The 22,157-nt window shown below is 68.8% G+C and carries 19 protein-coding genes; 6 read left to right on the top strand and 13 right to left on the bottom strand.

From position 1 onward, the window contains the following. Positions 1-47: 47 nt before the first annotated feature. The gene (gene ydiJ, locus WS96_RS21710; protein ID WP_059835259.1) at positions 48-3,095 is read right to left on the bottom strand and encodes a D-2-hydroxyglutarate dehydrogenase YdiJ; all 3,048 of its coding nucleotides are present in this window, start codon (positions 3,093-3,095) and stop codon (positions 48-50) included. Positions 3,096-3,248: 153 nt separating this feature from the next. Between ydiJ and WS96_RS21715 the strand changes: the two genes are divergently transcribed. Beyond that, positions 3,249-4,139 carry a LysR substrate-binding domain-containing protein gene (locus tag WS96_RS21715; RefSeq protein ID WP_059835261.1) on the top strand — a complete coding sequence of 297 codons (891 nt, stop codon included), beginning with the start codon at positions 3,249-3,251 and terminating at the stop codon, positions 4,137-4,139. Between the two features lie 22 nt (positions 4,140-4,161). On the opposite strand, the gene WS96_RS21720 is transcribed toward WS96_RS21715, so the two are convergent. Further along, positions 4,162-5,013 carry a LysR substrate-binding domain-containing protein gene (locus WS96_RS21720; RefSeq protein WP_034208866.1) on the bottom strand — a complete coding sequence of 284 codons (852 nt, stop codon included), beginning with the start codon at positions 5,011-5,013 and terminating at the stop codon, positions 4,162-4,164. A 111-nt stretch (positions 5,014-5,124) separates the two neighbouring features. Between WS96_RS21720 and WS96_RS21725 the strand changes: the two genes are divergently transcribed. Continuing rightward, complete coding sequence (locus tag WS96_RS21725; RefSeq protein WP_059835343.1) at positions 5,125-5,772, top strand: LysE family translocator; 648 nt, start codon at positions 5,125-5,127, stop codon at positions 5,770-5,772. A gap of 60 nt (positions 5,773-5,832) precedes the next feature. Here WS96_RS21725 and sfnG read toward each other — a convergent pair whose 3' ends face one another. The 3 genes from sfnG to WS96_RS32765 all read right to left on the bottom strand — a co-directional run bounded on the left by sfnG (position 5,833) and on the right by WS96_RS32765 (position 8,012). Further along, positions 5,833-6,936 (bottom strand): dimethylsulfone monooxygenase SfnG, encoded by a 1,104-nt coding sequence (gene sfnG, locus WS96_RS21730; RefSeq protein WP_059835262.1) that lies wholly within the window; start codon positions 6,934-6,936, stop codon positions 5,833-5,835. A gap of 37 nt (positions 6,937-6,973) precedes the next feature. Next, positions 6,974-7,534, bottom strand: a complete 561-nt coding sequence (msuE, locus tag WS96_RS21735) for an FMN reductase (RefSeq protein WP_059835345.1) — start codon at positions 7,532-7,534, stop codon at positions 6,974-6,976. A 184-nt stretch (positions 7,535-7,718) separates the two neighbouring features. Next, positions 7,719-8,012, bottom strand: a complete 294-nt coding sequence (locus WS96_RS32765) for a hypothetical protein (protein WP_082720322.1) — start codon at positions 8,010-8,012, stop codon at positions 7,719-7,721. Between WS96_RS32765 and WS96_RS21740 the strand changes: the two genes are divergently transcribed. Together WS96_RS21740 and WS96_RS21745 are read left to right on the top strand one after the other, a co-directional pair. After that, positions 8,011-9,147: a sigma-54 interaction domain-containing protein gene (locus WS96_RS21740; RefSeq protein WP_082720323.1), complete on the top strand. Its 1,137-nt coding sequence runs from the start codon at positions 8,011-8,013 to the stop codon at positions 9,145-9,147. The genes WS96_RS32765 and WS96_RS21740 overlap by 2 nt on opposite strands. Before the next feature lie 241 nt (positions 9,148-9,388). Continuing rightward, positions 9,389-11,089 (top strand): dihydroxyacetone kinase family protein, encoded by a 1,701-nt coding sequence (locus WS96_RS21745; RefSeq protein WP_059835264.1) that lies wholly within the window; start codon positions 9,389-9,391, stop codon positions 11,087-11,089. A gap of 16 nt (positions 11,090-11,105) precedes the next feature. Here the strand turns inward: WS96_RS21745 and WS96_RS21750 are convergent, their stop codons facing one another. Continuing rightward, positions 11,106-11,393 carry a DUF1330 domain-containing protein gene (locus WS96_RS21750; RefSeq protein ID WP_059835266.1) on the bottom strand — a complete coding sequence of 96 codons (288 nt, stop codon included), beginning with the start codon at positions 11,391-11,393 and terminating at the stop codon, positions 11,106-11,108. A 262-nt stretch (positions 11,394-11,655) separates the two neighbouring features. Here WS96_RS21750 and WS96_RS21755 point away from each other — a divergent pair, with 262 nt between their 5' ends. Further along, complete coding sequence (locus WS96_RS21755; RefSeq protein WP_059835268.1) at positions 11,656-13,041, top strand: MFS transporter; 1,386 nt, start codon at positions 11,656-11,658, stop codon at positions 13,039-13,041. 301 nt (positions 13,042-13,342) lie between these two features. Next, on the top strand, positions 13,343-14,275 hold the full coding sequence (locus tag WS96_RS21760; protein WP_059835270.1) for an MBL fold metallo-hydrolase: 933 nt from the start codon (positions 13,343-13,345) through the stop codon (positions 14,273-14,275). A gap of 141 nt (positions 14,276-14,416) precedes the next feature. Here WS96_RS21760 and WS96_RS21765 read toward each other — a convergent pair whose 3' ends face one another. The 7 genes from WS96_RS21765 to eutB all read right to left on the bottom strand — a co-directional run bounded on the left by WS96_RS21765 (position 14,417) and on the right by eutB (position 22,153). Further along, on the bottom strand, positions 14,417-15,811 hold the full coding sequence (locus WS96_RS21765; protein ID WP_059835272.1) for an aspartate aminotransferase family protein: 1,395 nt from the start codon (positions 15,809-15,811) through the stop codon (positions 14,417-14,419). Between the two features lie 20 nt (positions 15,812-15,831). Then, positions 15,832-17,310 (bottom strand): NAD-dependent succinate-semialdehyde dehydrogenase, encoded by a 1,479-nt coding sequence (locus WS96_RS21770; protein WP_059835274.1) that lies wholly within the window; start codon positions 17,308-17,310, stop codon positions 15,832-15,834. 121 nt (positions 17,311-17,431) lie between these two features. Then, a complete protein-coding gene (locus tag WS96_RS21775) occupies positions 17,432-17,902 on the bottom strand; it encodes an Lrp/AsnC family transcriptional regulator (RefSeq protein WP_059835277.1) in 471 nt (156 codons plus the stop codon). A 1-nt stretch (position 17,903) separates the two neighbouring features. Further along, positions 17,904-18,953, bottom strand: coding sequence for a N(2)-acetyl-L-2,4-diaminobutanoate deacetylase DoeB (gene doeB / locus WS96_RS21780; RefSeq protein WP_059835279.1), 1,050 nt, complete (start codon positions 18,951-18,953; stop codon positions 17,904-17,906). A gap of 3 nt (positions 18,954-18,956) precedes the next feature. Beyond that, positions 18,957-20,165, bottom strand: coding sequence for an ectoine hydrolase DoeA (gene doeA, locus WS96_RS21785; RefSeq protein ID WP_059835280.1), 1,209 nt, complete (start codon positions 20,163-20,165; stop codon positions 18,957-18,959). A gap of 10 nt (positions 20,166-20,175) precedes the next feature. After that, positions 20,176-21,180, bottom strand: a complete 1,005-nt coding sequence (locus WS96_RS21790; RefSeq protein ID WP_059835282.1) for a cyclodeaminase — start codon at positions 21,178-21,180, stop codon at positions 20,176-20,178. Between the two features lies 1 nt (position 21,181). Further along, a complete protein-coding gene (gene eutB, locus WS96_RS21795) occupies positions 21,182-22,153 on the bottom strand; it encodes a hydroxyectoine utilization dehydratase EutB (RefSeq protein ID WP_059835284.1) in 972 nt (323 codons plus the stop codon). Positions 22,154-22,157: the final 4 nt, after the last annotated feature.

Consider the following 22,157-nt stretch of genomic DNA (forward strand, 5'->3'; position numbering starts at 1 on the left):
CGATCGACGCCTCCCCGAAGGGCCGCTCGGCCCGCACCGCCCCGTCGTCACCCCACCGCCCGCACATGATCGAGCAGCGCCTGCAACGGATGGCGCACCTGTTTCGACGACAGGCGCTTCACCTGGCTGCGGCACGAATACCCGGTCGCGAGCGCTTCGCCCTCCTCGTCCGGCGCATCGACGTGCGCGGCCCACGACTGCGCATAGATCGTCTTCGACGTCGCGAGATTGCGCGCCTCGTGCCCGTACGTGCCCGACATCCCGCAACACCCGGCCGCCTGAACCTGCAGGCGCAACCCGCGACGCGCGAACACCTGCGCCCATTGCTTGCCGCTGTCCGGCGCATTGGTTTTCTCGGTGCAGTGCGGCAACAACCGATATGAAACCGTCGCGCCGCCCGCGCCGGCTTGCGGCAGCGCATCCAGCAGCCACTCCTGCGGCAGCGCGACCTTCGGCACGTCGGCGAGCCCCGTCACCTTCAGATATTCCTGCCGATACGTGAGCGTCATCGCCGGATCGAGGCCGACCAGCGCGACGCCCGAGCGCGCCAGCGCGGCCAGTTGCGTCGCGTTGCGGATCGCCGCCTTCGCGAAGGCTTGCAGAAAGCCCTGCACGTGCAGCGCCTTGCCGTTCGGCGCGAGCGGCGCGAGCCACACCTGAAAGCCCAGGCGCGCCGCCAGCTCGATCAGCGTCGCCAGTTGCTCGGTATCGAAATAGCGCGTGAACGTATCCTGCACGATGACGACGCTGCGCGCGCGCTGCGCATCGCTCAGCGCGGCGAGCGCGTGCGGGTCGGCCGGCTTCACGCGCCACGCGCGGATCACGGCCGCGAGATCGAAGCGGCTCAGCAGCGGGCTGTCGACCATGCCGACCTGACGCTCGAGCAGCGCCCGCACCCAGCCGGATCCCATCAGCCCGTTGTACAGCGCGGGCACGCGCGCCATCCACGGCATCGTGAATTCGAGCGAGCCGATCAGGTAGTCGCGCAGCGGCCGCCGGTAGCGCTGGTGATACAGCTCGAGAAAGCGCGAGCGGAACTCGGGCACGTTGACCTTGACCGGACACTGTCCCGCGCACGACTTGCATGCGAGACATCCGGCCATCGCGTCGTACACCTCGTGCGAGAAATCCGTGTCGCCACGACGGGCGTGGCGGCTGTTGCGCCAGCGCTCGATCAGACCGCGCAAGAGCGGCTGCCGCGTGCGCGCCGCCGCGACCACGTCGACGCCGGCCTGCCCTTGCAGGCGCAACCATTCGCGCATCAGCGACGCACGCCCCTTCGGCGACTGCACGCGCTCGCGCGTCGCCTTCCAAGACGGGCACATCGCGTCGTCCGGATCGAAGTTGTAGCACGCGCCGTTGCCGTTGCAATGCATCGCGGTGCCGTAACTCTGCCACACGCGCTCGTCGATCTGCCGGTCGTGATCGCCGCGCGTCGGCACCTCGTCGATCTTCAGCAATCGCAGCGTGCGATCCGGCGGCGTCGCGATCTTGCCCGGGTTGAACTGGTTGTGCGGATCGAATGCGGCCTTCAACTGCTGCAGCGACGGATACAGCTCACCGAAAAACGCCGGCGCATATTCGGAGCGCACGCCCTTGCCGTGCTCGCCCCACAGCAGGCCGCCGTGACGCTGCGTGAGTTCGGCCACCGCGTCCGACACGGGCCGCACCAGCGCCGCCTGCTTCGGATCCTTCATGTCGAGCGCCGGGCGCACGTGCAGCACGCCCGCATCGACGTGGCCGAACATCCCGTACTGCAGCCCGTGGCCGTCGAGCAGCGCGCGAAATTCGGCGATGTACGCGGCGAGGTTTTCGGGCGGCACCGCCGTGTCCTCGACGAACGGTTGCGGGCGCGCCTCGCCCTGCACGTTGCCGAGCAGGCCGACCGCGCGCTTGCGCATCGCATACACGCGCTTCACCGCATCGTCGCCGGCCGCCAGCGTATGGCCGAGACGCGCCACGCTCGTATCGGTGCGCAGATGCTCGACGAACGCGCGCACGCGCGCATCGACGTCGTGTTCGTCGTCGCCGCTGAATTCGATCAGGTTGATGCCGAGCGTCGGACGCGCGTCGTCCTGCGGGAAATACTCGGCCACGCTGCTCCACACGAAGTCCTTCATCGCGAGCATCAGCACCTTCGAGTCGACCGTCTCGATCGACAGCGGCCGGTGTTCGAGCAGCGCGCGCGCATCGCGCAGCGCGTCCATGAAGCCCGCATAACGCACGTTGACCAGCACCGAAAACTTCGGGATCGGCAGCACGTTGAGCTTCGCCTCGACGACGAAGCCGAGCGACCCTTCCGCGCCGCACAGTACGCTATTCAGGTTGAAACGGCCGTCCGGTTCGCGCAGGTGCGCGAGGTCGTAGCCGGTCAGACAGCGGTTGAGCTTCGGAAACTTCGCGTCGATCAGCGCCGCCTTGTCGTCGCTGATGCGCCGCGCGGTGCGGTACACGTTGCCGACGCGGTCCTGCCGCGCGCAGCGGCGTTCCAGCTCCTCATCGTCGAGCGCGCCGCTGTGCAGCCGTTCGCCGCCCATCAGCACGAAATCGAGCGCGAGCACGTGATCGCGCGTCTTGCCGTACGTGCAGCTACCCTGCCCGCTCGCGTCGGTGTTGATCATCCCGCCGACGGTCGCACGGTTCGACGTCGACAGCTCCGGCGCGAAGAACAGCCCGTGCGGCTTGAGCGCCGCATTGAGCTGATCCTTGACGACGCCCGCCTCCACGCGCACCCAGCGCTGCGCGACGTCGATTTCGAGGATCCGGTTCATGTTCCGCGACAGGTCGACGACGATGCCGTCGGTCAGCGACTGCCCGTTGGTGCCGGTGCCGCCGCCGCGCGCGGCCACCGCGACGTCGCGGTGCGCGGGCTCGGCCAGCAGCCGGGCCAGCAACTGGACGTCATCCGCATGCGCGGGGCAGATCACCGCCTGCGGCAGGCGCTGGTAGATCGAGTTGTCGGTGGCCTGCACGGTCCGGTTCGCGTGATCCGCACGGATTTCGCCGGCGAAGCCGGCCGCCTGCAGCGCGGCGAGAAAATCGCGGTAGACGTTCGTGGACGGGCTGGCGGGACGAGGCAACGGGACGATCGACATGGGGCGAAAACGCAATGTGGGTGGAGCAGGCCGGTTCGCGCGCACCGAAACATGATTTTTTGGCAAGTTTCCGTGCGACCGAGAATTCCAGTATCTTTCGATAATTCTCCAGAAACAAACGAATTCTCCCTCGGCGAATCTTGCATAAAACTCATGAATTACCGCCGCCTCACCCCGTCGATGTCGCTGCTGCTCGTGTTCGAGGCCGCCGCGCGGCATGAAAGCTATACGCGCGCGGCCGAGGAGCTGTCGCTGAGCCAGAGCGCGATCAGCCGGCAGGTCCAGACGCTCGAGGATCAGCTCGGCGTGCCGCTGTTCCGGCGCGAGGGTCGCTCGGTCAAGCTGACCGACGTCGGCCGCCGCTACTTCGGCGAGCTGACCGGCGCGCTCGGGCGCATCCGCGGCGCGACGTTGCAGGCGATGTCGCATCGGGCGGGCGCCGGCTCGCTCCGGCTGGCCACGTTGCCGACCTTCGGGTCGAAATGGCTGCTGCCGCACCTGCACGGCTTCTATGCCGCGCATCCGGGCGTGACCGTGCACCTTCATTCCCGAATCGGCGCGATCGATTTCCTCAACGACGACCTCGACGCGGCGATCACCGTCGGCACCGGCGACTGGCCGGGCCTGCATGCGCACCGGCTGTACAACGAGTTCCTGATCGCGATCGCGCCGCCCGCCACGGGCAGCGGCCGCCAGGCCGACGCGCGCACGCCGGCCTGGGCCGCGAAGCAGACGTTGCTGGGCGTGACGAGCAATCAGCAGGCCTGGGCCGAGTGGTTCTCGCACTATCGGCTCGATCATCGCAAGATGCGCATCGGCCCGAGTTTCGAGCTGACGTCGCATCTGATCCAGGCCGTGCATGCCGGAATGGGGATCGGGCTGGTGCCGAAGGTGCTCGTGGAGGACGAATTGAGCCGCGGCGAGCTCGACTCGATCGGCGACACGATTACCAGCCAGCGCAGCTATTACCTCGTCTACCCGCCGGGCAACGAAACGCTGCCGTCGCTCGTCGCCTTCCGCGAATGGCTGCTGACGTCGTGCTGACGCGCCGCCGGCGACGGGCCGCTCAGGCGCGCCATTCGCCGAGAATCTGTTCGGCGAGGTAGTCGCACGGCGGGCGCGCGGACTGCGCGCTGCGGGCGAGCACGACTTCGAGTTCGCCGAGCGACGGCAGCCCGTGGCTCTCCGTCAGTTGCAACAGGTGATCTGGCACGCAGCAGCGCGCGAGCGGCGCGACGGCGAGGCCGGCCTCGACCATGCTGAGCAGGCCGAGAAAGCTCGGGCTTTCGTATGACATCCGGTACGGAATCTTCCGCCGGTTCAGCGCCCTGACCGCGTGATCGCGCGCCATGCTGCCGCCGTGCGTGAAAAACGCCACCGGCAGCGGCCGCTCTTCCCACACGTCGCGTGTCGGCGAGCCGGCCCAGACGAGCGGCTCCATCCGGATCAGCTCGCCCGTCACGCCCTTGATTCGCGTGAGGCACGCGAGGTCGACCGTGTTGTCCTTCAGCATCGGCACGAGCGCGCTGCTCGGCTGGCCGATCACGCGCACTTCCACGCGCGGATGCATCGCGGCGAACTTGCCGAGCACCTGCGGCAGCAGCGACGAGATGTAGTCGTCGGGCACGCCGATCGTCACGCGGCCGCGCATCTCCGGACGCACGACCGACGCCCACGCCTCGTCGCGCATCGCGAGCATCCGGCGGCCGTAATCGGCGAGCATCCTGCCGTCGTCGGTCGCCGTCACGTTGCGCGTGTCGCGGATGAACAGCGGCTTGCCGAGCGCGTCTTCCAGCGTCTTGATCTGCATGCTCACCGCCGACGGCGACCGGTGCACGGCCTGTGCGCCCTGCGCGAACGATCCGGATTCCGCGACGGCCACCACCATCGCGAGCACATCGAGGTCGAGCTTCTTCATGACGATTCAGAAAAACTGATTAATCGATTCAGTTTATCCCGTTTTACTGTTCACCTCCATCGCCGGACAATCGACGCTATCGGCACTCATTCGATGCAGGAAGCGGAAAACATGCACACGTCCGGATCGCTCTACGGGTTTCTCGTCATCGGCGGCATGCTCGCGGTCACGCCGGGGCCGAACATGGTCTACGTGATGTCGCGCTCGATCGCGCAAGGGCGGGCGGCCGGGCTCATTTCGCTCGCCGGCGTGATGATCGGCTACCTGTTCTACATGTTCGCCGCCGCGTTCGGCATCACGACGCTGTTCATGAGCGTGCCCTATGCGGGCAGCGTGCTGGGCGCGCTCGGGGCAACCTATCTGCTGTACCTCGCATGGCAGGCGGTGCGGCCCGGCGGCCGCTCGCCATTCGAGGTGAAGGCGCTGCCGGCCGAGCACCCGCTGCGGCTGCTCGCGATGGGCGCGACGACCAGCGTGCTGAACCCGAAGCTCGCGATGCTGTTCGTGTCGCTGCTGCCGCAGTTCATCGATTACGGACGAGGCAGCGTGTTCGGCCAGTCGCTGTTTCTCGGCTCGCTGCTGATCGCCGCGTTCGCGTCGGCCAACGGGCTGGTGGCGCTCTGCTCGAGCGGCCTCGCGACGTTCCTGCACGGCCGCCCGATGCTGCTGCTCGCGCAGCGCTGGGCGATGGGCATCATCCTCGGCAGTCTCGGCGTGCAGATGGTGATCGAGGCATCGAGGCTGGCGGGCGTCGCGTGAACGTCACGCCGCCGCGCGGCCCTGCGCGATCGCGGGCCGCGCGCGGGCGTCGGACAGGCGTCACGCGGCAACGGCCTGCCGACGCGCCTCCAGTTCGCGCACGAGCGGCAGCACGCGCCGGCCGAAGTATTCGACTTCCTCGATGAAGTGCAGGAAGCCGGCCAGCACGAGATCGACGCCGATCGCCTTCAGCGCGACGATCCGCTCGGCGATCTGCTGCGGCGTGCCGATCAGGTTCGTGCGAAAGCCGTCGTTGTACTGCACGAGATCCTCGAACGTCGATTTCGCCCAGTTGCCCTCGCCTTCGGGCGACGCCTTGCCGGCCTCCTTCACCGCATCGCCGAACGCGTGCACGGCCTCGACGTGCGCATGCCGGATGATGTCGTCGAGCACGGCCCGCGCTTCTTCCTCGGTGTCGCGCGCGATCACGAACGCATTGACGCCGATGCGCACGCGATGGTTGTTCGCGGCCGCCTTCGCGCGAATGTCGTCGATCTGCGCCTTCAGGTTCTCCGGCGTATTGCCGTTCGTGAAATACCAGTCCGACACGCTCGCCGCGTTGTCGCGCGCCGCGCGCGAGCTGCCGCCCTGGAAGATTTCCGGATGCGGCTTCTGCACCGGCTTCGGGCTCAACGTGTAATCGTTGAAGCGGTAGAAGTCGCCCTTGAACGTGAAGTTGTCCTGCGTCCAGATGCCCTTGAGCGCCTGGATGAATTCCTTCGAGCGCCGATAGCGTTCGTCGTGCTCGAGCCACGGCTCGCCGATCGCAGTGAATTCGCCCTTGAACCAGCCGCTCACGACGTTGATCGCGATGCGCCCGTTCGAGATGTGGTCGATCGTCGCGAGCTGCTTCGCGACCACGGCCGGATGCCACGGCCCCGGCAGGATCGCCGCGAGCACCTTGAGCTTGGTCGTCGCATGCAGCAGCGCCTGGCTGAACGACACCGACTCGTGCTGGTATTCGGCGCCATAGCCGGCCGTGAAGCGGATCTGGCTCAGCGCATAGTCGAAGCCGGCCGCTTCGGCCGTGCGCGCGAGCTTCTGGTTGTATTCGAGGCTCCAGTCGGTGCGCTGCTCGATCGTGCTGACGACGAGGCCGCCGCTGACGTTCGGCACCCAGTACGCGAATTTGACGCCGTCGGCGGAAGGGTCGGAAAGGCTCATGAAGATGTCCTGGTCGAAGGGGAAACGAAAAAGCGGCTTACGCGGCCGCGGCGGAAAGCGCGTGCGGGCGCAGTTGCGGCACCGCGCGGTCGACGGCGAGCGCGATGCGCTCGCGCAACGCTGGGCTGGCGATCTGGTACCGGTCGAAATCGCTTTCGGATGCGTACACGCCGATCGGCAGCGTGCGCGCCTGGAAGAAACTGAACAGCGGGCGCAGCTGGTGGTCGATCACGAGCGCATGACGCTCGCTGCCGCCGGTGGCCGCGAGCAGCACCGGCACGTCGACGAGCGCGTCGTGGCGCACGAGGTCGAACAGATGCTTGAAGAGGCCCGTGTACGACGCGCGATACACCGGGCTCGCGACGACGAGCGCATCGGCCGTCTCGATCGCGCGGATCAGCGCGTCGAGATCGGCCGGCACCTGCGCGCGCGTGAGCGCGCCGGCCAGCCGGCTGCCGATCTCGCCGAGTTCGATCCGCCGCGCGTCGATCGGCCGCGCGGCGCCGAGCGCCGTGACGATCGCGTCGGTCAGCGCCAGCGTGCGCGACGGCCGCTGCAGGCTGCCCGATATCGCGACGACGTTGAGAGGGTGGCTCATGCGATGCGTTCCCGTGGTGAAGCCGCGTGCGGTGCGGCGATACCGGTTCGGGTCAGCAAGGAGCGTGCCATTGGCGCGGATGCGTGAAGGAAATTTCATCCGGATCACGAAATTTTTCACCATCGTCCGCCGGCACTGGCGCTCCGCCAAATGCGCGATAGTGGCAAGCATCCCGGCTCACGCGTCACATCGATATTCCGCACCACGATGAACCGGGCGCAGCGGTTTTGCTGATGCACTGCTGATCAGGCAGCAACGCATCGCGCGCGCCAGCGTCGAATTCGATGCTTCGACGTCGCCGCACCGCCGCTCTTGCGCGCCATTGCAGGTTCCGCAGCAATCGCGCTTTGGTTATCAGAAATCGATGCTTTTCGCGCGCGGCGAAACGTTCAACACTCTGCTGACTACGCAGCAGCCACACCGCGGCGCCCGCCGGCACGGGCCCGCTTTGCCCGGCCATCCAACGGTTCATCGCCATGACTTCCATTTCCGCATCGCCGCGCCCGCTCAACCTTCGCGTCGTCGCCGCGTCCCGCGACCCGGCCGGACTTCAGGCCGCCGGGCACGCGGCGCCGGTGCTCACGTTGCCCGACCGTCACGCACCGGCCCGCGCGCAGGCGCAAGTGTTCGCCGATCCGCGTTCGCTCGCGCTGCTCGAACAGGTTCGCCGCGTCGCGCCGAGCGACGCGAACGTGCTGATCGTCGGCGAGACGGGCACCGGCAAGGAACTGATCGCGCGCCACGTGCACGCGCTCGGCGCGCGTCGCGACGGGCCGTTCGTCGCGGTGAACTGCGGCGCCTTCTCCGACACGCTCGTCGACAGCGAACTGTTCGGTCACGAGAAAGGCGCGTTTACGGGCGCGTTCAGCGCGAAGCCCGGCTGGTTCGAAGCCGCGCACGGCGGCACGCTGTTTCTCGACGAAATCGGCGACCTGCCGCTCGCGATGCAGGTCAAGCTGCTGCGCGTGCTGCAGGAGCGCGAGGTCGTGCGGCTCGGTTCGCGCACGGGCATTCCGGTCGACGTCCGGGTGGTCGCGGCCACCAACGTCGACCTGCAGCAGGCGGTCGCGGCCGGGCGGTTTCGCGGCGACCTGTTCTACCGGCTCAACGTCGTGCAGCTCGCGGTCCCGCCGTTGCGCGAGCGCCCGGGCGACATCCTGCCGCTCGCGCGCCACTTCTTCGACATTTACCGCGACCGGCTCGGCGGCGGGCCGCGCCGCATCGATGCGCGCGCCGAGCGCCGGCTCGAGGCACACGGCTGGCCCGGCAACATCCGCGAACTCGAGAACGTGATCCATCACGCGCTGCTGGTGAGCCGGCACGATGCGCTGCAGGACACCGACCTGCACATCGCGCCGCCGTGCCTGCCGGCCGTTTCCGCGCCCGCCGCCGATTCGTCCGCCGACGCGCAGGCAGCGCTCGAACACGCGCTGCGCGACCTGTTCGACGAAGGGCACGGCAATCTGTTCGAACGTATCGAGGACACGGTGATGCGTGTCGCGTTCGAATTCAGTCACCGCAACCAGATCCGGGCCGCGCAGTTGCTCGGCATCAGCCGCAACGTGCTGCGTGCGCGGCTGATTCGCGCGAAGGCGATTTCCGCGCTGAAATAGCGGCGCCGCCGCTGCGCCCCAGGGCGCCATCGCGTCGCGATCCGCGCCGCGACGTCCGAACCTGATGTATCGTGGCGCGAAGCGTACGCTTCGTTGCCCGACCCGCGTCCGGTCGCCCGTCATGCGACCGTCGCCGACCGGCAACAGGTCACGCACGATCCTCCGCAACACGAAAACGAAAGTCGTCCGGCGCGCATGCGCGCCCGGCCGAGCCCTGTTCACCCGTCCGGAACCCGTCGCCATGAAAAAGCTTGTGAACCGCCCGTCCGACGTCGTGCGAGAAATGCTGGAAGGCATCGCGCGGCAATCGCCGCATCTCGCGATCCTCGGCGACGAGCACGTGCTCGTCCGCCAGCCGCTGCCCGAGCCGTCGCAGCGGCCGGTCGCGATCCTGTCCGGCGGCGGCAGCGGCCATGAGCCCGCGCACGGCGGCTATGTCGGCGAAGGGATGCTGAGCGCGGCCGTGTGCGGCGAAGTGTTCACGTCGCCGTCGACCGACGCGGTGCTCGCCGCGATCCGCGCGAGCGCCGGCCCGAACGGCGCGTTGCTGATCGTGAAGAACTACACCGGCGACCGGCTCAATTTCGGGCTCGCCGCCGAGCTCGCGCGCGCGGAAGGCATTCCGGTCGAAACCGTCATCGTCGCCGACGACGTGTCGCTGCGCGGCCGCGTCGAGCGCGGCCAGCGACGCGGGATCGCCGGTACCGTGCTGATCCACAAGCTCGCGGGCGCTGCCGCCGCGCGCGGGCTGCCGCTCGCCCGCGTCGCGAGCATCGCGCGCGACGCGGCGGCCGAGCTCGGCACGATGGGCGTCGCGCTCGACGGCTGCACGATCCCGGGCGCCGACAAGTCGGGCTTCAGCCTCGCCGATCACGAGATCGAGCTGGGCCTCGGCATCCACGGCGAGAAAGGCGTCGAGCGCCGCGCGCCGCTGCCGGCCGATGCGTTGGCCGACACGCTGTTGTCGAGCATCGTCGCCGATCTCGTGCTCGACCGCGACGAACGCGTAGCGCTGTTCGTCAACGGCCTCGGCGCGACACCGGACATGGAACTCGCGATCGTGCTGCGCGCCGCGTTCGACAACCTGAGCCGGCGCGGGATCGTCGTCGCCCGTGCGTGGGCCGGCACGTTCCTGTCCGCGCTGAACATGCCCGGCTGCTCGATCTCGGTGCTGCGGCTGAACGACGAGCGCGCGGCGCTGCTCGATGCGCCGACGCAGGCGCGCGCATGGCCGGGCGGCGGCCTCGTGAACACGCGGATCCGCGTGGCCGCGGCCGCGTCGCAGAACGCGCCGCAGCCGCCGCTCGACGCGGCCGGCCGCGCGTGGGCCGCGCGCCTGCAACCGGCGCTGCACGCGGTGGCGCAGACGCTGATCGACCACGAGCAGACGCTGACGGATCTCGATACGGCAGCCGGCGACGGCGATCTCGGCGCGAGCATGCGGCGCGCCGCGCAGGCGATCCTCGAATTGCCCGACACCGCGTACGGCACGCCATCCGGTGCGCTCGCGGCGCTCGGCGCCGCGTTGCGCCGCGCGATCGCCGGCAGTTCCGGGCCGTTTTACGCGACCGCGCTGCTGCGCGCGTCGCGCCGGCTGGCCGACATCGCCGCGCCGTCGCCGCGCGACTGGGCCGCGGCATTCCGCGCGGCGGTGGATTCGATCGGCGAACTCGGCGGCGCGCGGGCGGGCGACCGGACGATGCTCGATGCGCTGGTGCCGGCTGTCGACGCATTCGGCCGCGCGCTGGACGGCGATCGCGATCCCGCGAGCGCATGGACGGCGGCCGTCGAAGCGGCCGAGCAAGGTGCGCAGGAAACGGCGCGCATGACGCCGCGCGCGGGACGGGCAAGCTATCTGGGCGAGCGGGCGATCGGTACGCCGGACGGCGGAGCGGTGGCCGTGTCGTACTGGCTGCGGGCGTTGCAGCCGCACGTCCGGTAACGACGCGCGGCCGCGTTCAGACGCCCTCGACCAGCACCGCGCGATAGCGGGCGCCCTTGAACCGATGCTGGACGACCCGCTGGTATTCGGGGCCGTGATACCACGCGTGCGCGGCCGCCTTCGACGGGAACTCGACGATCACGACGCCTTCCGGGCCGTCCCCCTCGAGAATTTCCTGCGGCCCATATGCGGCGAGCACCTTCACCGGATGGCCGGCGAGGGTCGCACCGACCTGGCTCGCGTAGGTGTCGAGCTCATGCTGGTCCTGCGTGCTTTCTCGCGTAAAAACGATGTAGGTCGCCACGATATGCGCTCCTGATGAAGGGTGAAAAAAGGGACGCCACGCGTTGAACGGTCCGATCGATCCTGCATGGCAGCGTGCAGCTTACCGCCGTTCGCCGCCCGGCGCCGCGAAGCGCCAGCCGCGGCCCGCGCCGGCCCCCAGCCCGGCACGGGAAAACCCCGATCCCCACATCGTCCTATGACATCCGGCATCGCAAATTGGCGGGATTACTTTGATCCTCGTCGGCGCCCGCCCGGGCGCATGCTGATAGCGAGGATCCCTCATGCGATACGTGCCATCGTGGACTTCCGTTTCCGCCGCGTCGTCGACTCCCGACGACGCGATCACCCAACGCGGCGACGAGCCGCACTGTCTGCCGCGGGTCGCGATCGCGGCCGCCGCCCTCGGCAATGCGACCGAATGGTTCGATTACGGTATTTACGCGTACGGTCTCGCGTACATTTCCGCCGCGCTGTTTCCCGGCAACACCGCGAGCGCGACGCTGTTCGCACTCGGCACGTTCGCGATCTCGTTCCTGATCCGCCCGCTCGGCGGCCTGTTCTGGGGGCCGCTCGGCGACCGGCTGGGCCGCAAGCGCGTGCTCGCGCTGACGGTCCTGACGATGTCGGGCGCGACGTTGCTCGTCGGCCTGCTGCCGAGCTACGCGACGGCCGGCTGGCTCGCCCCCGCCGCGCTGATCGTGCTGCGCATGGTGCAGGGCTTCTCGACCGGCGGCGAATACGGGGGGGCGGCCACCTTCATCGCCGAATACGCGCCCGATTCGCGGCGCGGCCTGTGCGGCAGCTTTCTCGAATTCGCGACGCTCGCCGGCTTCTCGCTCGGCGCGTTCCTGATGCTCGGCTTCGCGCTGCTGCTCGGCGATTCGGCGATGCATGCGTGGGGCTGGCGCCTGCCGTTCCTGGTCGCGGCGCCGCTCGGCCTGATCGGCTTCTATCTGCGCTCGCGCCTCGAGGAAACGCCGGTGTTCCGCGAACTCGAGGAACAGGCGCACCGCCGCGAGAAAAACGTCGCCGCCGCGCTGCCGATCCGGTTGCTGCTGGTGCGGTACGCGAAGCCGCTGCTGCTGCTCGGCGGGCTCGTCGTCGCGCTGAACGTCGTCAACTACGTGCTGCTCGCGTACATGCCGACCTACATGCACAAGGAACTCGGCGTCAGCGAGAACATGTCGCTGCTGATTCCGCTGATCGGCATGCTCGCGATGATGGTGCTGCTGCCGTTCGCCGGCTGGCTGTCGGACCGCGTCGGCCGCAAGACGATGTGGTGGATCTCGCTCGTCGGGCTGTTCGTCGCGGCCGTGCCGATGTTCACGCTGATGACGCACGGCCCGCTCGGCGCCTTCATCGGCTTCGCGGTGCTCGGCGTGCTCTACGTGCCGCAGCTCGCCACCATTTCCGCGATGTTCCCGGCGATGTTCCCGACCCACGTCCGGTATGCGGGCATGGCGATCGCGTACAACGTGTCGACGTCGCTGTTCGGCGGCACCGCGCCGATCGTCAACGACTGGCTGATCGGCAAGACCGGCAACGCGCTGATTCCCGCCTACTACATGATGGCCGCCTGCGCGGTCGGGCTGATCGCGCTGCTGGCGGTGATCGAGACGCGCGGGTGTTCGCTGCGCGGCGACACCCTTCCCGGCCAGCCGGGCTGACCCGCGCGCCGGCGGCGCCCGGCTTCCCATAAACGGCATCCATTGCATCGCCCGCCGTCCGGCAACGGACGGCGGGCGATGTGCATTTCGAGCGGCGAAGCCCACTGTCGGATTGTTGTCGCCCGGACAACACGATGTGCACGCGTGCAACGCTGTTGGCGTGTGTCGGCCGTCACTACAATCGCTGGCAACGTTCGATCGAAATCCGGTCGAACCGAAGCGCGCGATCGTCACGATCGCGCTCGCGAACCGCGCGGCGTCGCGCGGCTCGATCCCCACTCGACGAACAGGATTACTGAACATGAACGCACCCATCCGCAACGTCCAGCCCGTCATCGCCCGCCTGGGCAACGAAGGTTCGGGCGAGCTCGTTTCGTCCCGCTACGCCGTGCGCATCGGCGAAGTCGATGTCGTGCTGATCAGCGACGGCGTGCTGCCGCTGCCGACTTCCACCATGTCGACCAATGTGAGCGAAGCGGACCGCAACGCATGGTTCGACGGCCGCTTCCTGCAACGCGACATGTTCGACTGGGCGCTCAACATCGCGCTCGTGCGCAGCGGCGACCGTCTGATCCTGATCGACTCGGGCGTGGGCGACGGCTTCGAATACTTCACGCGCGCCGGGCGCTCGGTCATGCGTCTGGAATCGGCCGGCATCGACCTGGCCGCGATCACCGACATCGTGATCACGCACATGCACATGGACCATGTCGGCGGGCTGAACGTCGACGGCGTCAAGGCGAAGCTGCGCCCGGACGTACGCATTCACGTATCGGCCGCGGAAGTGGCGTTCTGGAAAAATCCCGACTTCAGCAAGACGGTGATGCCGGAAACCGTTCCGCCCGCGCTGCGCAAGGCGGCGGCGCGGTTCGTGGAACTCTATGGCGAGAACATCGTGCAGTTCGACCGGACCGTGGAAGTCGCCGCGGGCGTGTCGGCGCGGGTGACGGGCGGCCATACGCCGGGGCACTGCGTGGTCGACGTCGCATCGAACGGAGAAAAGCTGACGTTCGCGGGCGACGCGATTTTCGAGGTCAACTTCGACAATCCCGACTGGCAAAACGGCTTCGAACACGATCCGGACGCGGCGGTCGACGTGCGTATCGTGCTGTTCAACGAAGCCGCGGACACCGGCGCGCTGCTCGCCGCGGCCCATGTCGCGTTCCCGTCGATCGGCCATGTTGCAAGGCACGGCGACGGGTTCCGTTTCGTTCCGGTCGTGTGGGACTACTGATGGACGGCCGGTAGCCGACGTGCACCGCTGGCGATGCACCGACGGCTTTTCCAGACCGTATCGGCAAGAAAAAACGCCGCCGCACTTGCATGCGGCGGCGTTGCATCGCGCGCCGAAGCGCGCATCAGGACCGCGTGAACATCACGCGACGGCCGACAGGTTCCGCTCGGCGACCTCGTCCACTGCTTCCTTGACGATCGCGACGATCTCGTCGGCGTCTGCCCGCGTCATCACGAGCGGCGGCGCAAAACCGAGAATGTCGCCGTGCGGCATCGCACGCGCGATCACGCCGCGCTGCAACGCGGCCGCCGACACCTGCGCACCGATCTTCAGCGCGGGATCGAACGGCGTGCGTGCGTCCTTGTCGGCCATGAACTCGAGCGCGGCCAGCATGCCGACGCTGCGCACCTCGCCGACGAGCGGATGCGCGCCGAACGCGTCGCGCAGCTTCGCGCCGAAGTAGCCGCCGACGTCGGCTGCGTTGGCGACCAGGTTCTCGCGCTCCAGGATCGCGAGGTTCGCGAGCGCGGCGGCCGCGCATACCGGATGACCCGAATACGTCCAGCCGTGCCCCATCGGCCCGTGCTCCTGCGAGCCGCGCGCGATCACGTCCCACACCTTCTCGCCGACGATCACGCCCGACAGCGGCGCATAGGCGCTCGTCAGACCCTTCGCGACCGTGATCAGGTCGGGCGCGATCCCGAAGTGCTGCGCGCCCATCTTCGAGCCGAGACGCCCGAACCCGCACACGACTTCATCGGAGATCAGCAGGATGTCGTGCCTGCGCAGCACGGCCTGGATCGCGGGCCAGTAGCCGGCCGGCGGTTCGATGATGCCGCCCGTGCCCATCACCGGCTCCGCGATGAAGGCGGCGATCGTGTCGGCGCCTTCGCGTGCGATCAGCTGCTCGAGCTCGTCGACGCAGTACGCGACGAACTGCGCTTCGTTCATGCCGGCCGGCGCCTTGCGATACCAGTGCGGACACACCGTATGCTTCACGCGATCGATCGGCAGATCGAAATGCTGGTGGAAGCTCGGCAGGCCCGTGAGGCTGCCCGTCACGATGCCCGAGCCGTGATAGCCGCGCTCGCGCGAGATGATCTTCTTCTTGTTCGGGCGGCCGAGCACGTTGTTGTAGTACCAGACGAGCTTGACCTGCGTCTCGTTCGCGTCGGAACCCGACATCCCGTAATAGACCTTCTTCATCCCCGCCGGCGACCAGTCGATGATGCGCGACGACAGCTCGATGATCGCGTCCGACGCGTGGCCGACGTACGTGTGGTAGTACGCGAGCTGCTTCGCCTGTTCGTACATCGCGTCGGCGACTTCGGTGCGGCCGTAGCCGATGTTCACGCAGTAGAGGCCGGCGAACGCGTCGATATAGCGCTTGCCCTGGTGATCCTCGATGCGGATGCCTTCGCCGCCGCGCACGATCTTGCCCGGCAGCGCGCCGGTCTCGTGATCGTATGCGTGCGTCGACGGGTGCATGAAGTGGGCGCGGTCCTCGCGCAGCAGTGCGTCGATCGATTTTTGCATGATGTGCTCCTTTGAATGGGTCAGGCCGTCGCCGCAACCGGCAGGCCGAGATTGCCGAGGCAGAAGTATTTGGTTTCGGTGAACGGCTCGAAGCCCTCGGTACCGCCTTCGCGCCCGAGGCCCGACGCCTTCATCCCGCCGAACGGAATCGGCGCGCCGGTGAATTTCATGCCGTTGACCGACACCATCGCGAAATCAAGCCGCCGCACGAGCTGGAAGATCGTGTCGATGCGCGTCGCGCATACGTACGCGGCGAGGCCGTACTCGGTGTCGTTGGCCGTTTCGACGGCTTCGTCGAGCGTGTCGAACGCGCTGACGGCCGAGATCGGTGCGAAGTTTTCCTCGTCGACCACGCGCATGCCGGGCGCGGCATCCGCGATCACGGTCGGCTCATAGAACCAGCCGCCGAGCGCATGCGGCCGGCCGCCCGCGACGATGCGCGCGCCGCGTGCCCGCGCATCGTCGACACGCGCCGCCGTCGCGTCGAACGCGGCCTGATGCATCAGCGGACCGACGTCCACGCCCTGCTCGAACGCCGGCCCCGTCTTCAGCGCGCGCACCGCGTTCGCATACCGTTCGACGAACGCGTCGTACAGCGGGCGCGCGACGAGTATCCGGTTCGCCGCGCAGCAGTCCTGGCCGGACGTCTGGAACTTCGCGCCGACGGCGATCCGCACCGCCTGCTCGACGTCCGCATCCTCGGTCACGATGAACGGCGCATTGCCGCCCAGTTCGAGCGCGATCTTGCGGATGCCGGCCTTCGCGGCGGTTTCGGTCACGAGCCGTCCGACCCGCGTCGAGCCGGTGAAGCTCACCGCCCGCACGCGCGCGTCGCCGACCAGCGTTTCCATCGCCATCTGCGGCTCGCCGAGCACCACGTTGAACACGCCGGCCGGAAAGCCGGCCTCGTCGGCGAGCTGCGCGAGCGCGAGTGCCGAGAACGGCGTTTCGTGCGCGGGCTTCACGACCACGGTGCAACCGACCGCGATCGCGGCCGCCGCCTTGCGCGTGATCATCGCGGCCGGGAAATTCCACGGCGTGATCAGCGCCGCGACGCCGACCGGCTCCATCACGGTGCCGAGATGCGCGCCGTCGATGTGAGTCGGAATCGTGCGGCCGGCGACGCGCTTCGCCTCGTTCGCGAACCATTCGACGAAGCTCGCCGCATAGCGGATCTCGCCGCGCGCTTCGGCCAGCGGCTTGCCCTGTTCCAGCGATAGCAGCGCGGCCAGATCGTCGACGTGACGCAGGATCAGCGCGTGCCAGCGCAGCAATGCCGCGCTGCGCACCGCTTGCGGCGTCCAGCGCCAGCTTCCGTACGCGCGCTGCGCGGCGTCGACGGCCGCGACGATCTGCGCGCGTTCGAGCATCGGCACGTGGCCGATCACCGCCTGGTCGGCGGGGTTGACGACGGCGACCGTCGCGGCACTGTCGCTGTGGATCCAGCGACCATCGACGTAACAGGTCGACTTGAACAGAACGGGGTGTCCGGGCAGCATGCTGCGTCTCCTCGTTGGTGGGCACGGACTTCATTGTGTCGCGCCCGCGCATGCGGAAATTTCGGTTTGCACCGCCGGAAATGCCGGTTTTTTCCGTATTGCCGCGCGCCGGCGCGAACTTTCACAGCCAGTCCGGCGCGCCGCCGGATCCGCACTTCACCACCTTCGTCACGATGTACGTGAAGTAGCGCTCGATGCCGAGGTCGTCCATCAGCAACGCATCGATGAAGCGCTGGTAATGGTCGATGTCGCGCGCGACCACGTGCAGCACGTAGTCGACGCCGCCGCCCGTCGCATAGCACTGCGCGACCTCGGGCGCCGCGGCCACGCGATCCTCGAAGCGCCGCATGTCGGGCGCCGTGTGCCGCGACAGCGTCACCTCGACCACGATGCGGCTGCCGGAGAACGCGCCGATCCAGTCGACGTCCGCGCGATAGCCGCGGATCACGCCGCTTTCCTCGAGCTTGCGCACGCGCTCCCATGCCGGCGAAATCGACAGGTTCACGGCCTCGGCGAGCTTCGACTTCGTGATGCGCCCGTCGCGCTCGAGCAGGCGCAGGATCGCGAGGTCGTATCGGTCGAGCTTGATCACGTTATGCGTCGCCCCAGGTCGCCACCGGGATGTTGCGCTCGACGATGTCGGCCACCACCGCGATCGTGTCGCCCGTCTGCACGATGCCCGGAAAATGCCGCGCGGCGAGCAACCCGCGCCGCCGTGCGACGTATTCGACCGGCGTGACGCCCGTGCGGTCGATGTCGTGCACGCGCGCGAGCACGTCGCCGGCCTCGACCTCGCTGCCGAGATCGACGCACATCTCGAGCAGGCCGCGATGCTCGCTGGTCGTGTAGCAGGCGCCGTCCGGCATGTCGAGCAGCGTCGTCGTGCGCGGCGCGCCGCCCGCGCCGGCGCGCGAGCCTTCGCGCCGCGCGAGCACGCCGGCATGCGCGAGAAAGCCGCGCACGCCGCGCTCGGCGATCGCGACGCTCGCGGCCGTCGACGTGCCGCCGCCGCCCAGCTCGGTCGACACGAACACCTTGCCGGCCTCCTCCGCCGCGCTGTCGTACAGGCCGACGCTGTCGAGTTCCAGCATGCGCATCGAATACGGCGCGCCGAACGCGCGCATCGCGCGCTCGCAGCGCGCTTCCTGGTCGCGGTCTTCCAGCACGTGAATCGCCGCGAACGGCACGAAGTCGAGCGTGCGGCCGCCCGCGTGAATGTCCAGCACGTGCGTCGCGAGCGGCAGCAGGTGACGCTGGAAGTAATCGGCGATCTTCTCGGTCACGGTGCCGTCCGGCCGGCCCGGGAAGCTGCGGTTCAGGTTGCCGGCATCGATCGGCGACGTGCGGCAACCGGCGCGGAACGCCGGGTAGTTCATGAACGGCACGACGATCACGCGGCCGGTCACGTCGGCCGCCTTCAGCGAGCCGGCGAGCTTCGACAGCGCGACCGGCCCTTCGTATTCGTCGCCGTGATTGCCGCCGGTCAGCAACACCGTCGGCCCGTCGCCGCGCTTCACGACGGTCACCGGAATCATGATCGCGCCCCACGCGGAATCGTCGCGCGAGTAAGGCAGCTTCAGGAAGCCGTGCTGTTCGCCGTCCGCGTCGAAATCGACGGTCGGCGTAATCGGGGAAGCACGCATCGCCTACTCCTTCACGAACAGCTTGCGCGGCACGTTGCAGAACGTCTCGACGCCGGTCTCGGTGATCAGGATGCTTTCCGTGATCTCCAGCCCCCAGTCGTCGAGCCACAGCCCGGGCATGAAATGGAACGTCATGCCGGGTTCGAGCACCGTACGGTCACCCGGACGCAGGCTCATCGTGCGCTCGCCCCAGTCGGGCGGATAGCTCGCGCCGATCGGATAGCCGCAGCGGCTGTCCTTCTCGATGCCCGCGCGGCGCAGCACCGCGAAGAATGCGTTCGCGATGTCCTCGCACACGTTGCCCGGCTTCGCGGCCGCGAGTCCCGCTTCGATGCCCTCGACCACCGCGCGCTCGCCGTCGATGAAGTGCGCGGGCGGCTTGCCGAGATAGACGGTGCGCGACAGCGGGCAGTGATAGCGACGGTAGCAGCCGGCAATCTCGAAGAACGTGCCGGCGCCGCGCGAGAACGTCGAGTCGTCCCAGGTCAGGTGCGGCGCGGCCGCGTCCGCGCCGGTCGGCAACAGCGGGACGATCGCCGGATAATCGCCGCCGAAGCCGTCCGCGCCGCCGATGCCGGTCGCATAGATCTGCGCGACCAGGTCGCTTTTCTTCATGCCCGGCTCGATCGTCTCGACGATGTGCGCATGCATCCGCTCGACGATGCGCGCGGCCACGCGCATGTACTCGATCTCGCGCGGCGACTTCACCGCGCGCTGCCAGTTGACGAGTGCGGTCGCATCGAGCCAGCGCGCGGCCGGCAGATGCTTCTGCAGCGACGCGTACGCCGCCGCGCTGAAGTAGTAGTTGTCGAGCTCGACGCCGATGCGCAGCGTGCTCCAGCCGCGCGCCGCGATCACCTCGGTCGACAGGTAATCCATCGGGTGGCGCGCGGTCGACTGCACGTAGTGATCGGGATAGCCGACGATATTCTCGTGCGCCATGAACGCGGTGCGCTTCGCGCCGTTCGCGTCCTGGCCGCGGCCGAACCACACGGGTTCGCCGTCCAGCGCCAGCAGTACGCACTGGTGCACGTAGAACGACCAGCCGTCGTAGCCGGTCAGCCAGCTCATGTTGGTGGGGTCGGTGACGATCAGCAGGTCGATGCCGGCCCGCTCCATCGCCGCGCGCGTCTTCGCGATGCGCGCGGCATATTCGCTGCGCGCGAACGCGAGACGCGGCGCGGCGTTCCGGGTTTCGATGACTTCGGTCATCTGTCTCCTCTCAAGTCGTGAGGTCGTTGTGAAAAATCGTGCCGACTTCCGCCGCGCGGGCGCGTTGCAGCGCGAGCACGGCAATCGCGGTGTCCTGCGCGCCGGTGCCGGTCAGGTCGCAGATCGTGATGTCGTCGCGATGCGTGCGGCCGTCGCGACGGCCGGTAATCACTTCGCCGAGTTCGGGAAACACGGCGTCGGCCGCGACGGCCCCGGCCGCGATCGCGTGCGCGAGTTCGCCGGCCACGCGGGTCTGCTGCAGCCGGTCGCAGAAATAGCGTGCGGCGCCGAACACCGACGGCGCGAGTTCGGTCTTGTAATCGGCGTCCGAACCCATCGCCGTCACGTGCAGCCCGGGATGCAGGTCTTCCGCGTGCACGAGCGGCGCGCGGCTCGGCGTGGTCGTCACCGCGATGTCCGCGTCGGCCAGCGCCGCACCCACCGAGCGCGCGACCGTCGCGTCGATGCCGTGCGTCGCGCGCACGTCGGCCGCGAATGCGGTGGCCCGCGCGGTATCGCGCGCCCACACCGTCACGTGCGTGATGTCGCGCACGAGCCTCAGCGCGGCGAGCTGCAACCGCGCCTGCTCGCCCGCGCCGACGATCGCCGCGCGGTGCGCATCGGCCCGCGCGAGCCGGCGCGCGGCCACCGCACCGGCCGCCGCGGTGCGTACGGCCGTCAGGTAGCCGTTGTCGAGCAGGACGGCCTCGGTCAGGCCGGTGCGCGCGGACAGCACGAGCATCAGCCCGTTCAGGCTCGACAGCCCGAGCGACGGGTTGTCGAAGAAGCCCGGGCTGACCTTGATCGCGAAGCTGTCGAAGCGCGGCAGGTACGCCGTCTTCACGTCCACTTCGGCGTGGCGCTCCGGCAACGCGAGATTCAGGATCGGCGGCATTACGACCGCGTCGGTCGCGAGCGACGCGAACGCGGCCTCGACCTGGTCGATCGCGGCGAGATCGAGCGGCACCAGCGCACGCAGTTGCGCCTGACCGAGCAACGTGACGGGATGGGCCATGTCAGTTCTCCGAAACGAGCCGGCGATGCACGGCCATGTCGATGTTCGCGCCGCTCACGACGACCACGATCGGGCCGTTGCGGTCGCGGCGCACGATCCGCTCGTCCAGCAACGCGGCGAGGCCGACCGCGCCGGCGCCTTCGACGACGAGCCGCTCTTCCCGATACGCATGCGCGATGCCGCGTGCGATGGACGGCTCGTCGAGCAGCACGACGTCGTCGGCCAACGCGCGCGTCATGTCGAACGTGTAGCGATTGTCGAGGCCGATGCCGCCGCCGAGCGAATCGGCCAGCGTGGGCTGCTCGTCGACGTCGACCGGGCGGCCGGCCGCGAGGCTCGCGTGCATCGCGGCGCCGCGCGCCATCGATACGCCGATCACCTCGATCGACGGCCGGATCGCCTTCGCAGCAAACGCGACGCCGCTGAACAGGCCGCCGCCCGACAGCGGCACGACGAGCGTCGCCGTATCGGGCAGCGCCTCGAGTATCTCGACGCCGATCGTCGCCTGGCCTGCGATGATGCGCGGATCGTCGAACGGCGGCACGTACGCATGGCCTTCGTCGCGCGCGAGGCGCCGCGCTTCGACCTGCGCATCGTCCTGGCTGTCGCCCGCGATCACCACGCGCGCGCCGAGCGCCGCGACTGCGTCGACCTTGTTGGGCGGCACCAGCGACGACATGCAGACGGCCGCGTCGATGCCGAGCGCGCGTGCCGCATGCGCGACCGCGCGGCCGTGGTTGCCGGTCGATGCGGTGACCACGCGCGTCACGCCCTGCGCCGCGAGTTCCGCGAGCGCGTTGGTTGCGCCGCGCAGCTTGAAGCTGCCGGTCGGCTGCAGCGTTTCGAGCTTCAGGTGGACGGGCGCGCCAACGCGCGCGGACAGCGCGGCGGACGCGACGAGCGGTGTACCGTCGGCGCGCCCGGCGAGGCAGCGGCGCGCGCGGTAGACGTCGGACAACGACAGGAAGGACATGGAA

Origin of the sequence: Burkholderia sp. MSMB1835 (assembly GCF_001526365.1) — a bacterium.
Lineage (GTDB): Bacteria > Pseudomonadota > Gammaproteobacteria > Burkholderiales > Burkholderiaceae > Burkholderia.